Annotated in this window: 7 protein-coding genes; all 7 read left to right on the top strand. The window is 44.9% G+C overall.

The features are described from left to right. Positions 1-561: 561 nt before the first annotated feature. From M3085_RS01950 to M3085_RS01920, 7 genes are read left to right on the top strand one after another with little or no spacing between them, the layout of a single operon-like run. Positions 562-3492, top strand: coding sequence for a SusC/RagA family TonB-linked outer membrane protein (locus tag M3085_RS01950; RefSeq protein ID WP_249052176.1), 2931 nt, complete (start codon positions 562-564; stop codon positions 3490-3492). A gap of 26 nt (positions 3493-3518) precedes the next feature. Next, a complete protein-coding gene (locus M3085_RS01945) occupies positions 3519-5036 on the top strand; it encodes a RagB/SusD family nutrient uptake outer membrane protein (protein ID WP_204499021.1) in 1518 nt (505 codons plus the stop codon). A gap of 14 nt (positions 5037-5050) precedes the next feature. Beyond that, positions 5051-5959: a DUF4984 domain-containing protein gene (locus M3085_RS01940; RefSeq protein WP_191710462.1), complete on the top strand. Its 909-nt coding sequence runs from the start codon at positions 5051-5053 to the stop codon at positions 5957-5959. A gap of 29 nt (positions 5960-5988) precedes the next feature. Beyond that, complete coding sequence (locus M3085_RS01935) at positions 5989-7965, top strand: DUF5003 domain-containing protein (RefSeq protein ID WP_249052175.1); 1977 nt, start codon at positions 5989-5991, stop codon at positions 7963-7965. Between the two features lie 30 nt (positions 7966-7995). Beyond that, on the top strand, positions 7996-10734 hold the full coding sequence (locus M3085_RS01930) for a DUF4458 domain-containing protein (protein ID WP_249052174.1): 2739 nt from the start codon (positions 7996-7998) through the stop codon (positions 10732-10734). A 14-nt stretch (positions 10735-10748) separates the two neighbouring features. Further along, positions 10749-12734, top strand: a complete 1986-nt coding sequence (locus M3085_RS01925; protein ID WP_249052173.1) for a hypothetical protein — start codon at positions 10749-10751, stop codon at positions 12732-12734. Between the two features lie 35 nt (positions 12735-12769). Beyond that, positions 12770-14887, top strand: coding sequence for a subtilase family N-terminal domain-containing protein (locus M3085_RS01920; RefSeq protein ID WP_249052271.1), 2118 nt, complete (start codon positions 12770-12772; stop codon positions 14885-14887). Positions 14888-14903 lie beyond the last annotated feature (16 nt).

Raw genomic sequence — 14903 nt, 5'->3', positions numbered from 1 at the left:
TATTTGTTTTTTTTCTTTCCCAAAACGCTACCGCATGTTTTAGTGAAAACATGCGTACAAGTTAGATAACATAAGCGGTAGAAAGCAACCGTTCTAACGGTAGCGTTTGGAGGGGGGAAATTGGTCGGAAAAACAGGGATGTAAGGAGGCTTCGGAGATTAAACGGGTTGCATAAATATGCGAGTGAAATACGTAAAAATCTGTTTGTTTTGAAAAAAATGTTTTCCTTTAAGCTGAACTTGTTGCTTTTTATAAGCTAAAAATTATAAATTTTGTTTTTATTATGTGTTAATGAATAAAATATACAAAAGGAAAATAAAATAATATTGTATTTTTGCGCTCGTTTAAAAATAAAACCTAACTGATGATTAACTTTGTTATTGTAAATAGAACATTTTTTAATTTAGACATGGTTTTGCGTAATGTGAAATCACGCGATCCTTTTAGTCATATTTATTCGTAAAGTTTGCTCTGGCAACCTTTCTTTTTATGGTGTTAAAAAGAATTGGTTGGATTCTTTTGATTTTTTTATTCACTAATATATTTTTTACGGACAAAGAGATGAGAAGATTATGTCTTTGGTTGGTCTTTTTTGTCATGTTGGGTATTCAATCGGCTTTTGCTCAGTTTGTCGTGAAAGGAACGGTGGTTTCTAAAGCAGACAATGAGCCGCTGATTGGCGTATCTATTATGCAAAAAGGAACAACGAACGGTGTGGTTACCGATATCGATGGTAACTATGAGTTGAAAATTCAAGGAGGAGATGCCGACTTGGTATTTTCGTATATCGGTATGCGCTCGCAAGAGTTTCGGGTGAATGCGCGTACCGGAGTGTTGAACGTGGCGCTGGAAGATGATTCACAAATCATGAATGAAGTGGTGGTGGTGGCTTACGGCGTACGAAAGAAAGGTACGATTGCCGGTTCGGTTTCGTCGGTAAAGGCCGAGAAGATGGAAAATGTGCCGGCACCGAGCTTCGACCAAGCGTTGCAGGGACAGGCTGCCGGTTTGTCGGTGGTTTCTGTTTCCGGTGAGCCGAGCAAGGCGGCTGTTTTCAAAATCCGTGGTACGAACTCTATCAATTCGGGTACGGCGCCGCTGTTTATCTTAGACGGTGTGCCTATCGAAAGCTCTGATTTCAATACCATCAGCCCGGGCGATATTGAGTCGGTATCTGTGTTAAAAGACGCTTCGTCTACTTCTATTTACGGTGCGCGTGCTGCCAACGGGGTGGTGGTTATCACTACGAAACGAGGCTTGTCGATGGACAAGGCGAAGGTTACTTTGCGTGCGCAGTACGGTACGTCGCAATTAGCGCGGACGGAATGGAACATGATGAATACCGCCGAACGCATCGAATTCGAAAAATTGGTTGGTTTGGATAACGGACAGGATTACGACTTGCTTTCGCGGACAGATGTGAACTGGATGGATGCCATCTTTAAAGACAATGCTCCGCTTCAGAATTACGAACTATCTGTTAACCGCGCTACGGATAAAATGAATTATTACGTGTCGGGAGGTTTCTATGACCAAGACGGTATCGCACCGGGGTCTTCATTCCGTCGTTATAACATCCGTGCCAATGCCGAAGTTAAGGCAAGCAACTGGCTGAAGTTAGGTACCAACACGATGGCCGCCTACGAGGAAATAGAGCAGACCGAAGAAGGTTCACCCAGTCTGTCGAGTCCGATTTTCGCCTGCCGCCTGATGCTTCCTTATTGGAATGCGTATAACGAAGACGGTTCCATCGCTTCGCAGACCGACGGTACTTGGAAGGGTACGGGGCAGAACCCGCTGGAGTGGTTGGCGAACAATCCGGTGACCAACAAGAAATACAAAGTGCTTTCTACGGTATATGCTGAAATTACTCCGATTGAGAACCTTACCATCCGTGCGCAGTTTGGTGCGGACTTCTCTCATTCTACGGGTTCTTCACAGTCGTTCCCAAGTTATATTCTGAATGCCGGACTGGGCTCGGCAGGACGCAGTTCGTATGACACGATGAACCTCACGGAAACTACTACTGCCAATTACCGCTGGACTTATAAAGAAGACCATGCTTTCAACTTCATGTTGGGTCAGGAAGCAGTGAACTACGATACCGAAGGATTCCAAGTTTATACAGAGGGGCAGACGAACGATTTGCTTACCGACCTGTCTTCGGGTGTGCGTGCATCGTCATGGATGAACTCGGCTACGTCATACGCTTACCTGTCGTTCTTCGCCCGTGCCGAATATAATTACAAAGATTTATATTATGCCGATTTTTCGGTGCGTGCAGATGCTTCTTCGCGTTTCGGTAAAAACAACCGCTGGGGAGGTTTCTGGTCGGTTGGCTTGATGTGGAACATCAAAAACGAAAAGTTCTTGAAAGATGTAGAATGGCTGACCAATGCGCAGATTGCGTTAAGTTCCGGTACTACGGGTAACTCTTTGCTGCCGAGCGATTACTATCATTTGGCTTTAGTGGCGGGAGGTCCGAATTATAATGATGAGGCTGGTATCTATCCGGCGCAGAGCAGCAACCCCGATTTGAGTTGGGAAACCACATGGGCTACCAATCTGGCTTTCCATTTGGGATTCATCGACCGCATCAATGTGGATATCGAGCTGTATAACAAGCGGACGACTGACATGTTGATGGAAGTGCCTGAGTCGTATGCTATTACGGGCGAGGGTGTACGTTGGGAAAACATCGGTGTGATGGCAAACCGCGGTGTGGAAATCAGTGCAAATGCCGATGTGCTTCGTCTTAACGACTTTACTTGGAATCTGAATGCAAATATCTCTTATAACAAGAATGAACTGAAAGAACTTTATAACGGTGTAGATGAGTATGTAAACTCTACTACGGGTATCCGTTACGAGGTAGGACGTCCTATTAATGAGTTTTTCTTGAACCGTTATGCTGGTGTGAATCCGGCAAACGGCGAACAGTTGTGGTACACGAAAGACGGTGAACTGACCAACGAGTTCCGTGAAGAAGACCGCGTGATGACCGGAAAAACCTTCGATGCTCCGTGGATGGGAGGTTTCGGAACCACATTCTCATGGAAAGGCTTGTCGCTGTCGGCACAATTCAGTTGGCTTGCCGACCGCTGGGTGATGAACAATGACCGTTACTTTGAAGAAAATAATGGCGGATTCTCCGGTTACAACCAGTCGAAACGCCTGTTGTACGATGGATGGAAGAAGCCGGGCGACGTGACAGACATCCCCCGTTACGGAGAAATAGCCCAGTTGGACGACCGTTTCTTGGAGAATACCTCATTCCTGCGTCTGAAAAACGTCACTCTGTCGTATTCATTGCCCCGCTTGTGGTTGGAAAAGAGCAAATTCTTTACAGCGGCACGGGTATATGTACAAGGACAAAACCTGCTGACGTTTACAGGCTTTACGGGTTTCGACCCCGAATATTCCGGAAACGTATATTTGGGAGTATATCCTCCTTCACGCCAGTTTACCTTCGGCGTAGAAGTTTCATTCTAATATATATAAATGTATAGAGAAAGATGATGATTAAAAAAATACAATTATATGCGGTGTTGGCTGCGATGGCATTGTCCTTCACTTCTTGCTTAGACAAGTATCCGGATAATGCGATAGAGGCAGATAAGGCGGTCAATACCCCTGACGATGTGAACCAGTTGGTGATGGGAATCTATGCTGCGTTCAAAGATGGTGCGCTGTATTCCGGCAATCTGACTTTGCTGCCGGATATTCAGACCGACTTGGTATACGGCGTAACGGGAAATACGAATGTTTATGGAGATATTTGGCGTTGGAACGACATCAAACCTACCAATACAGATATCGAAGATGTGTATGCGGCTCTGTATACGGTGGTTAACCGCTGTAATTTCTTGCTTGACCATGTAGAGGCGGTTCGGGCGAAAACTACGGACGATGATGACCTTGACCGCTTGGACCAATATTGCGGCGAAGCCTATTTCGCACGTGCGCTGGCATACTCTGAGCTGGTAAAGCTGTTCTGTAAAGCATACGAAAGCGAAGAAGATGCAGCTAACCAGTTGGGCGTGGTGATAAACGAACATTACGATAACCAAGAGCCGATGAAACGCGCCACACTGCAAGAATCTTACCAGTTTATTATTGACGACCTCGACCGTGCAGAAGACCTCCTTCAGCTGGAAGAAGACTTCAATCCTTCTGTCGACGGCTCTTTGTATGACACGGTATATTTCAACGAATATACGGTTTACGCCTTACGCGCTCGTGTAGCCCTTTACATGAAAAACTGGAAAGAGGCGGAAGAATACGCCGGAAAGGTTATCGACAGCGATTACTACATGCTGTCAAGCTGTAACCGGCAGATATCATCGGGTGTGAGCTATTATAAATACATGTGGACGAACGATCACAGTACAGAAGCTATCTGGAAAATTTCGTTTACCGTCAGCTCGTATGGCGGTGCGTTGGGACGGGTATTTTTCAATTTCGACCAGTCGAACGTGCGTCCCGACTACGTGCCGGCTCAGTGGGTTTTAGGTCTGTATGCTGCCTCTGATTTGCGTTATACAGATATCTTCCAGTCGTATACTACGGCATACGGTTTGATGTGGCCGTTACTTCAAAAGTATTTTGGTAACGAAGAATTTCAGGCGTATAACATCTACCATGTGTGTATGCCGAAAGTGTTCCGTCTGTCAGAGCAATATCTGATTCGTGCCGAGGCGCGTGCCCAGCAAGGCAATTACGGAGGAGCAAGCGAGGATATAACCGAACTTCACAGTGCACGCTATTCGGCAGGTGGAGCAGTATCCTTGAATGCTGAAACGGCAATGGATGTCATCGAAGAAGAGCGAGTAAAAGAACTTTATATGGAAGGTTTCCGCCTGCACGACCTGAAGCGTTGGCACAAAGGTTTCGAGCGCACGCCGCAAGACCAGTCGCTGGATAACGGCAGCAGTCTGAAAGTGGCAGCCGACGACCCGATGTTCGTATGGCCGATACCGCAGCATGAGATTGAAGCTCCGGGCTCGCAGATTGAACCTAATGAAAGTAATAAATAAAAAACATTATGGTGATGAAGAAAATATTTATAGGAGCTATCGCGGCAGTAGTCGTGGCAATGATCTTTTCGGGATGCGAACCGAACAGAGTGAATTATAGCGGACCCAATTATCTTATGTTTTCCGACACGCTGTATCATTATGGCGTAAAAGAGTCGGGCGAGGTGTTTAATATTCCTGTCTCGGCTACACGGGCTGCCGATTATGACCGTACGCTTGCTGTGGAAATTATCGACCAAGAAAGCAATGCGGTGGAAGGCAAACATTATAATCTGCTGTCGAATACCGTAACGATAAAAGCGGGCGAACTGGCTACGGATGTAAAAGTTCAGGGTATCTATGAAAATATCGCGAATACAGACTCGCTGGGTTTTGCCTTGAGATTAGTTATTCCCGATGAAGATAAGTGGGACTTGTATGGTACGGAAGCGAAAGTGGTGCTTCAGAAAGTCTGTCCGTTTGACATCAATAACTTTGCGGGAAACTGCGTGGTTACTTCGACTTTCTTTACGAGCGACAACTGGACCGGGACTACTACCATGCGTTTGATTACTACCGATGTTGCGGAGGATGAAGAAAACACGATTGTACTTCATGACCTGTATTACGACGGTTACGATATCAAACTGAAATTTAATACAGACGACGCTTTGGAACCGCTGGTTGAGATGGACGAACAGTTGCTGGCTACCACAGCCGATGCCTTTTTGGGTAACATACATGGCAATGGAGATTTGATGATAAGCCAGCCTACGGCTTACGTATCTTATTACAGTACCTGCGAAGATTTTGTTCTTCAGTATGTTACGCTTAATGTGTATAATGATGACGGTTCGATCTATGGTACAGTGGGTACGTATGTGAACATTTTGGAATGGATTAGCGAAGGCGAAGCCGAAGATTTAAGAGAACAAGGATATTAAAACACACAAATAAAAATAGAATAAAAAGTATGAAACATCTCGATTTGATACCAGTTGCAAATACTTGCAAGAAGATGTTGTATAAGGGATGTCTGTTGGTTGGTTTGGTTGCAGCATGTAGCCTTACAGCATGTTCAGACGATGACGAAAACTCGGTAGCTCCGGTTTTTCCGGAATTGCAAACCATAAGCTGTAACGCCGGAGAAACAAAGGAGTTTACTTTTGAGGCGAATACTAATTGGAGCTTGGCTTCAACCGAACTGTGGTGTAAGTTCGTGAAAGACGATGTTGAATCGTTCGTATTGTCAGGAAAGGCAGGTACACAGAACATCACTATCCGTGTAACAGACGAAGCTGCTACCGTGGATGAGGCAAGCGTAGCGAAATTAGAGCTGACTATGGGTTCGCAAACCATTGTTATCGGTGAGGTGACCCGTTCGGCTAAAGGCAGCGAGCTGAAAATCTATGATATGGAAGGTAACGAACTGGAAGCTCTTACCGTAGGATACGATGATTTTGAACCCTTTACAGTGAAGGCAAACTTCCATTTTGCCGTAACCGGAACTCCCAATTGGGTGGAAGTAGAAGGTGGTTCGCTGGTTGGAGTTTCTAATCAGGAAGTAGCAGGCGGATTGAGAGTGATTCAAGACGGAACGGTTGAAAAATATCCGGTAGCCGCAACAGATAACAAGATGATTGTGTTCAGTGCAGAAGACGGAAAGGCTTCTTTCTCATTCCCGCTGATTTATGCGGGTATGGACCCGATGGATATTGATGTAACAGCTCCTTCTGCCAACAGATACGGTTGGACGGTTTCGATGGACGGAAAGAGCTTTGCTCAAGAAGGCGGACAAGGAACTTCCGGAGGCGGCAGCACTTATACTAACAGAATCCCCTTTACGGTTAAGGTGCTGAACGATGATTATGAGTTTGTTTATTTGGAAGAATGGGAAGATGTTTCCGGCACGAAAAATATTTCTCTGATTGATCCGTCTATGTTGTGGTTGCATTGTGAAGGAGAAAAAGGTGATATCTCTTTGCGTGTTGATGAAAACGAGCCTCAGTATGCAGGAGTTCCGGCAGAAGAAAGAACGGGTTATGTATTGGCTTTCTCGCGTGCGGAATATGAAAGCATAAAAGAAAATCTGGAAGCAAATATTGTAGAAAACGGAGATATTAAATATGCTTACCAGCAGAGCAATCTGTTGATTCAGATTACCCAGAAAGAACAGGAAACAACTACCGGTGAACAGTTGGTTAATAGTGTGACGAGCGGCGACGGTTCTACTGTTATCGATTTCGTAGCATATACCGGAGAAAATCTTAGTCATTATCAGTCAACTTACGGCGTACAGTCTGTTACTGAAATCAACAAGCCTGCAATGAATACATTGATTACGTTTGCTTTTGAAGGAGTAAACATTGAGGCGTATGATTTATCAACGGAAGAGCCTGTTGAAGTAGGAGGTTTTGAACTGTCGGGAAATTATGTGGGAGTTGATGCTTCTATTGTTGGTAAAAAAGATATCTTCTTTGTTGTAACAGAATGGGTGGAAGCCGGAACTCCGAGAAAAGCAATGGTTATTATACATTTATCGAATGTAGAAGAAGGCGGTAGCGAAGAACCTTCTGAAGGCGTATTCTCTATAACAAATGCTTCTACGGCTTCTTCTGTGGCATGTACGGAATATGCAGGTCCAAGTCTTGACTGGTTTAAGCAGAATTATGGTGTTGAAAGCATCTGGCAGGTAGAAAAACCAACTGGCAGTTTGGATGTTGCGTTGAGTACCTTAGGTAAAACGATTGCTTCATGGGATTGCTATGATTTTGCAACTGAAAGTCCGATATCACTCACTCAAGATGAGATAATGGATGTAAATGGCGATGGTTCTGTCATCAATATATGGATTGGTGGCGCTTTCGTTGAACACGATGTTGTATTCATTGTAATAACGGACAATTCGGGGGTTAAATACGGTTTAATCGTAGGTACTCCGGCTGAGTAATAATATTGTTTCTTAAAACACAAAATTGAGATGAACATATATAAATTATATTCCAAATACTTTTTATCGCTCCTCGTCAGTATGCTGGCGATGGTAGCGGTGACAAGTTGTTCGGACGATGACGAAGATTTGGCACAGAGCGGTTACGGTTACGTACAGTTCAAGCTGACCAAAAGCTCTTTTGAGTCTGCGCCCGAAACAGAAGAACCCGCTTCGCGTACGATGACGGACAAACTGGACAAGCTGGCGGATGCGAAAAAAATACAGGTCGTGTTGCTTCACGATGGCACTACCGTATCGCAGACCTTGCTTCTGAATAGCTACAATGATGAAAATGCGGAATTTGGTCTCCGCAGTGATAAACTTCAATTGGTGGCAGGAGCTTATAAGGTAGTGGGCTATTATCTGTATGATGCAGTAGACGAGCAACTTTATGCGGGGGGCTCCGGAGATAATAGCGATTTCACTGTGGTAAGCGGCGGATTATATGTACAAGAGCTTTCTGTAGATGCCGTATCTCGCGGTATGGTGAAGTTTCAATTAGAGAAGCAAGTGCTTTCACGTGCAACGGAAGAAGGTTATCTGTTCAATGCCATCGCAGAGATAGATGTAACGGTAAAAAACATGTTTACACGTGAGGTAACTACTTTCGAGAAAATGAAAGTAACGTATGAAACCGATTACGAAGAGTCTGTGGGAACTGATAATCCTGACGACCATTATAAAGAAGTAGGTAAGGCTTCCTGCGATTCGCTGGTATGGCTTCCTGCCGGAACTTATCAGGTAACTTCTTATACTACTTACTCAAGAAGTGGTGTGAGCCGTACGGAATTGGAAACTCAGGTTGTAAAAGGAGAAAGTTTTGTTGTGTCAAACAATGAAGTGACAGAAAATGCTTTTGTCCCCATACTGCTTTCTGAAACCTCGGAAAACATTAAAGACTACAAGGCTTTGAAAGAAATCTGGGATAAGATGGGCGGTAAAAACTGGAGTTATTACGGTGCTGAATATCCTGAAGGTACAAATTGGAACTTTAATAAAGATATAGATTTGTGGGGAGAACAGCCGGGAGTGACGCTGGGTAATAACGGACGTGTAACAGGTTTGGTTTTGTCCGGTTTCGGTATAAGCGGATTTGTTCCCGATGCCATCGGTCAGCTTACGGAAGTTCAGATTTTGGCACTTGGTTCGCACGATGAAAAAGTAGGAGGCAAGTTGTTTAGCTCTGAAGGCATTACGGTGGGTATGAGCGAAGAACATAAGCAGAAAATGCGTCATCATTATGAAGAAATGTTCTTGAAATATGATGTGCGCGAAAATCTTTCCGAGATGCTGCAAGATGTTATCAACAATGATCCGAAGCAATCAAAAATAGTAAAGAGCAGCCGTATATCATTGAAAGATACTCAAATAGGTGGAACGACCAGCCGTTTGGACGGTATATCAAAAGCGGTGATGCGCTTAACCAAACTTCAGCAGCTTTATATTGCAAATGCTCCGATAGCTTGTGTGCCGGGAGGTGTTGATAACTTCTGTACCGAATGGGAAGATTCGAACTCGGAATATGCGAAGCAATACCAGCAAGAGGAAGACGAAGGCAAGCTGAGCTGGAGCAACATGAAAGAACTGACCGATGTTGAGGTATACAACTGTCAGAATGTAAAAACACTTCCTGCATTCTTGTATCAGTTGCCTGAAATCCAGTTGCTGAACATTGCATGTAATCGGGGTATTGAGGCAGAACAGTTGAAAGCCGACTGGACAGCTTTGGCTAAATCGGATATAACCGGTCCGAAGATTCAGATTCTTTACATGGGATATAACAACCTGAAAGAATTCCCCGATGAAGGTGCCGATGCCAACGGACAAGGTGGCGTGCTGACCAATATGAAGAAACTTGGACTGCTCGACTTGACCGATAATCAGGTGGAGAAAGTAACAGCCTTTGGTACAGATATTAAGTTTGCAACTGTATACCTTCAGAATAATCGGATAACCGAGATTCCTGAGAACTTTTGTGGATTCACCAACGAAATGGAAACGTTCAATTTCTCGAATAATCTGTTGACAGAAGTTCCCGATATTTTCGATGCGAAGTCGGTATATGTGATGGGGTCGGTTGATTTCTCACACAATAAGATAACGAAAGTGCAAAATGGTTCTGCTTTTAAAGGTATCAATGCGAGTACGGTTTCGCTGGCAAACAATTTGATTGAAGAGTTTCCCAAAGAATTGTTTGCTGCCGGTTCACCTATCCAGACATTAGACATAAGCGGAAATAAGTTGACAAAAGTTCCAAAGGGTTCGCTTACCGGAGAAAAAGCTCATCTGTTAGAGAACATTGATTTGCGTTTCAACAGACTGACTGAATTGTCTGACGATTTCCGTGCTACAACGATTCCTTATTTGCAGGGCATTGATTTGAGTTATAATAGTTTCTCTAAATTCCCGACCGAACCGTTGAACGTTTCTCAGCTGAGAGCGATTGCAATTCGCCATCAGCGTGATGACAAAGGCGAACGCTGCTTGCGCGAATGGCCGGAAGGAATCACCACTTGCCCCAGTCTGTATCAGTTCCAGATTGGTTCGAACGATATCCGCAAGGTGGAAGAAGTCATGACTCCTTATATCTATGTTTTGGATATCGCAGATAATCCGAATATTACAATAGATTTGTCTGGCGTATGTTCGGCTATCTCTCAGGGACTTTATTACTTGTTCTACGACAAGACACAGGATATACGTGGTTGTGATATATTATTCGAATAAAAACAGATACTTTTATGAAATATATAAATAACATAACATGGGCACTGATACTTTGCATGGGACTGGTGGTTTCATGTAAAGACGATGACGAACCCGGCACGTCGGAAGCGCTTACGCTTGATAAGACAGAAATTACGATGGGACCTGAAGGAGGAACGGAACGAGTACAGGTTACCTCTAACCTCAGCTGGGTGTCCAGTGTTTCCGGACCGTGGGTCAGTGTTTCCCCTGCCAACGGAATCGGGTCGGCTGAATGTATATTGTCGGTCGATTCAACTTTGGAGAATACTTCGCGTACGCTCGAAATAAAGTATGCTCCTCAGGGGCAGCAACCTCAGACATTGACGGTGACTCAGTTTGGTTTCGGCAAACAGATTTTGATTAAAGACCCTGAAGTGGAGCTTGAAAGTTCGGCAAACTATGATGACCGCTATTTCGATGTAACCATCTCGACGAATGTGGAGCTTAAGATAGACATGGATAATATTGATTATTCATTTGCCGAAGGAGAACCTTCTGCTGAAGATGAAGAAGAAGCCAATTCGCAAAAGACCGGTTGGATAGAATTGGAAGGAAGCAATACGCCTGTGGTTGATTTAGACCGAAAGGCTCGTCCGCGTACGGTAAAAGTGCGTTTCCGTTGGGATATGAATACGATTGCGTATACGCGCGTGGCGAAAGTGAGCTTGGTTCCGCTTCATCCGGAAGAAGACCAGTTGGTGGATAACGACGGAAACCCGATAGAAAAAGTAACGTTGACCGTAACTCAAGAAGCTGCACCGAAGATTACAGACGACCGTGCCGGCGATTCATTGGCTATCATAATGATTTGTGAAAAGATACAGTCGATGGTATCTTATGACCCGAGTGAAAACATGCGTAACTGGGATGGTGTAACGTTATGGGAGCGTACTGACGATTTCCCCGAAGGAATGGATAAAGAAGCGGCGATAGGCCGTGTACGTTCGGTTAATTTCATGGGATTCGATATCAAAGAAGGCGAAGATTTCCCGCGTGAAATCCGTTATCTGAAATATCTTGAAGGTTTGTATATACAGAGTAATACGAACCGTCAGAGCCGTGAAATGCACTTTGGTGAGGATATCTGCGATTTGAAATATTTGAAAAACCTGAATATCACTTCTTATGGATTGGTGGATTTGCCGGAAAATATTCAGAATCTGAAGAGTCTGGAGTCGTTGGTGCTGAGCAGTAATAACTTCGCTTCATTGGCTGATTTGACGGCTGTTATCAACAAAGATAATTTCCCCAATTTGAAAATGCTTGATTTGTCGGGCTGCCGTCGTTCGGATGCTTTTATTGATTTAAGTGCAACTTCCGACAATACTTATAATGGAGTTCCGCTTGGGTTGTGTATCAATATCGGTAAGGTAGGAACGGTTAACCCCGAACGGCAGGCACTTATTGACTTGCTGTCGTGGGATAACTTGACTTCTTTCGGTTTGTCGTACGGATACATTGAAGGCGAACTTCCTTCGGATGAAGAAATGGTTGCGGCTCTCGGCGCGAAGGCTCATTATTCTGAAAGCGATTTCTTTGAAGGAGGAGCAGCGGCTACAGACTGGGAGTATAAGATTTCGAAAGATACCTGCCAGTGGTTATTGTCTGATGACCGGCCGATAACGAATGCCCTGTCAAGCAATGTACGCGGAACAGATGTACCTCGTGTACTTCCGTTCGCACGTGTGTTCTCTATTAACTTGAATTTCCTGACCGGTCCGATGCCTAATTGGATTATGTTCCATCCGTATTTCGTAGAATGGAATCCGAGCAGCATGGTGTTAAACCAGCAAGAAAAAGGAAAGAATAGCGACGGGGTTATCGTAGGGTTCGATAATATATCACCATACGACTTTAACTATTCTTATTATTATGGTAAAGATCGTCCGGACATGAGCGACCCGAGTACGTATGAAAATGTAGCTTATCCGCTTTACTATTTCAGGTATGTAGCCTTAGATGAGGATGCCAGTGAATAAAGCAAACAACAAAAAATAAATATTAGAAATTAATGATGAAGAAAAGATTTTTATATACAGCCTTGTTCGCATTGACTTTATCTGCATGTGCCGATGAAGATTGGGTAGACCAGCCTTCCGTGCCTTCAGGCAGTGAAGAGGTAACAGTGCCGGAAGATGCAGCCGATGGTGAACTGTTGATTAAGTTCGACCCGAAAATGACGGATATACTTGACCAAACGTTCACTGTTGTTTCGCGCAGCGGAGGAGTAGCAAGCCGTTCGGGTATTCCCTCTACCGATGAAGTGTTGGATATTTTGGGGGCATATTCTTTCGAACGTATTTTCCCGGTTGATAAGAAGAACGAGGAGCGTACCCGTGAAGCAGGTCTGCATTTGTGGTATCGGGTGAAATTTGATGAAAACACCGATTTGCAGGAGGCATTTAACCGCCTCCGCAAATTGGGCGAAATTTCAAAGATTCAAGCAAACAGCCGTATCAAACGTTCTTACGACATCAATCAGAAACGTGTTTATATGAGTACGGCAGCCATACAGCGTACAGCGTTGACCCGTGCGGGCAGTGATGCTCCTTTCAACGATCCGGGTTTAAGCTGTCAGTGGGGATACAATAATACGGGCGATTATGATTTTGCCAATGCCAATTTAGACAGAGGGTTTGAATCGCCGGCGATAGCCGATTGTGATGTAAACTGTTTTGATGCTTGGAAATTGTGTACCGGCGACCCGTCTATTATCGTAGCCGTGCTCGATGAAGGTGTCATGAATACGCATCCTGACTTGCGGAACAACATCTGGATAAATGAAGGCGAAGAAGAATATGCCGGAAAAGATGCCGACGGTAACGGCTACAAAGATGATAAATACGGTTATAATTTCGTGACCGATTCGGGTGTCATTACATGGTCGGATGCTGAAGATACCGGACACGGTACGCACGTAGCCGGAACGATTGCTGCCGTAAACGGCAACGGTGAAGGCGTTTGCGGTATCGCGGGAGGCGATGGCAGTCATCCGGGTGTGAAAATCATGTCGTGTCAGGTCTTTGCCGGAAGCGGTGGAGTAACGTTGGATAAAGAAGCACAAGCCATCAAGTATGCTGCCGATAACGGAGCTGTTATTTTGCAGTGTAGCTGGGGGTATAACTCCGGAGCTGCAAATGCGGTAGATGGTTATGTTCCCGGTCCTACGTCTGAAAAAGAATGGGCAGAACTTTATCCGCTCGAAAAAGAAGCGCTGGATTATTTCATCAACAATGCCGGTTCGCCTAACGGGGTAATCGACGGGGGTGTAGCCATTTTCGCTGCCGGAAACGAGTATGCCGCTCTTCCGGGATACCCCGGAGCCTATTCGAAGTGCGTCAGCGTTGCTGCGTTGGCTGCCGATTACACTCCGTCGAGCTTCTCTAACTACGGAGAGATTGTTGCGCTGTCTGCTCCGGGTGGGGATACGGAATATTACGGAAAAATAGGTGAGGATGAAACCGAATACTGGACTCCCGGATCGGATTTGCAGGATGGTGAAACAAATAAGGCGATGGGTTCTATACTGTCTACACTGATTCGGAACGGACAGCCCGCTTATGGGTACATGGAAGGTACTTCTATGGCATGTCCTCATGTGTCGGGGGTTGCAGCATTGGGATTGTCGTATGCGGTGAAACAGCGTCGCCATTTCAAAGCTGCCGAATTTGTAGATTTGCTGAAACAGTCTACCAGAGATGTCAACGGTTATTACGCCGGTGGTGTGATTAAAACCTACTTCCGTAACCATACGTATGCATCGCCTTCGACTACTCAGATGAACTTGGGCGATTATGTAAACAAGATGGGTAGCGGTATCATCGATGCCGGCTTGTTGCTGAATAACATCGCCGGTGCAGGTACTGACATGAAAGTGCCCAACATGTACGTGGCAGAAGGAACTTCGTCGGCAATCGACTTGGCTGCTTATTTTGTGGATGGTGAAAACCTTACTTACACTTGTACTTCTTCTGATGAGGCGGTGGCAACTGTATCTGTCAATGGAACGATGATGTCGGTAACCGGTGTCAAGACGGGAGCGGCACAGGTAACCGTACAGGTAAGTAACGGCGCTTCACAAACCATCGTGGTTACGGTGCGCGATAAGGCAAACGACAGCGGATGGATGTAATTTTTTGAAAGTATAA

The sequence above is a fragment of the Bacteroides caecicola genome (assembly GCF_023337095.1).
Taxonomy (GTDB): domain Bacteria; phylum Bacteroidota; class Bacteroidia; order Bacteroidales; family Bacteroidaceae; genus Phocaeicola; species Phocaeicola gallinarum.
Note: the sequence above shows the minus strand (reverse complement) of the source record. Positions and strands in the feature narration are given on the sequence as shown.

Excerpts from the sequence above, each read along its gene's own strand:
- M3085_RS01950 (WP_249052176.1), top strand. The coding sequence starts at position 562 with ATGAGAAGATTATGTCTTTGGTTGGTCTTTTTTGTCATGTTGGGTATT.
- M3085_RS01945 (WP_204499021.1), top strand. The coding sequence starts at position 3,519 with ATGATTAAAAAAATACAATTATATGCGGTGTTGGCTGCGATGGCATTG.
- M3085_RS01940 (WP_191710462.1), top strand. The coding sequence starts at position 5,051 with ATGAAGAAAATATTTATAGGAGCTATCGCGGCAGTAGTCGTGGCAATG.
- M3085_RS01935 (WP_249052175.1), top strand. The coding sequence starts at position 5,989 with ATGAAACATCTCGATTTGATACCAGTTGCAAATACTTGCAAGAAGATG.
- M3085_RS01930 (WP_249052174.1), top strand. The coding sequence starts at position 7,996 with ATGAACATATATAAATTATATTCCAAATACTTTTTATCGCTCCTCGTC.
- M3085_RS01925 (WP_249052173.1), top strand. The coding sequence starts at position 10,749 with ATGAAATATATAAATAACATAACATGGGCACTGATACTTTGCATGGGA.
- M3085_RS01920 (WP_249052271.1), top strand. The coding sequence starts at position 12,770 with ATGAAGAAAAGATTTTTATATACAGCCTTGTTCGCATTGACTTTATCT.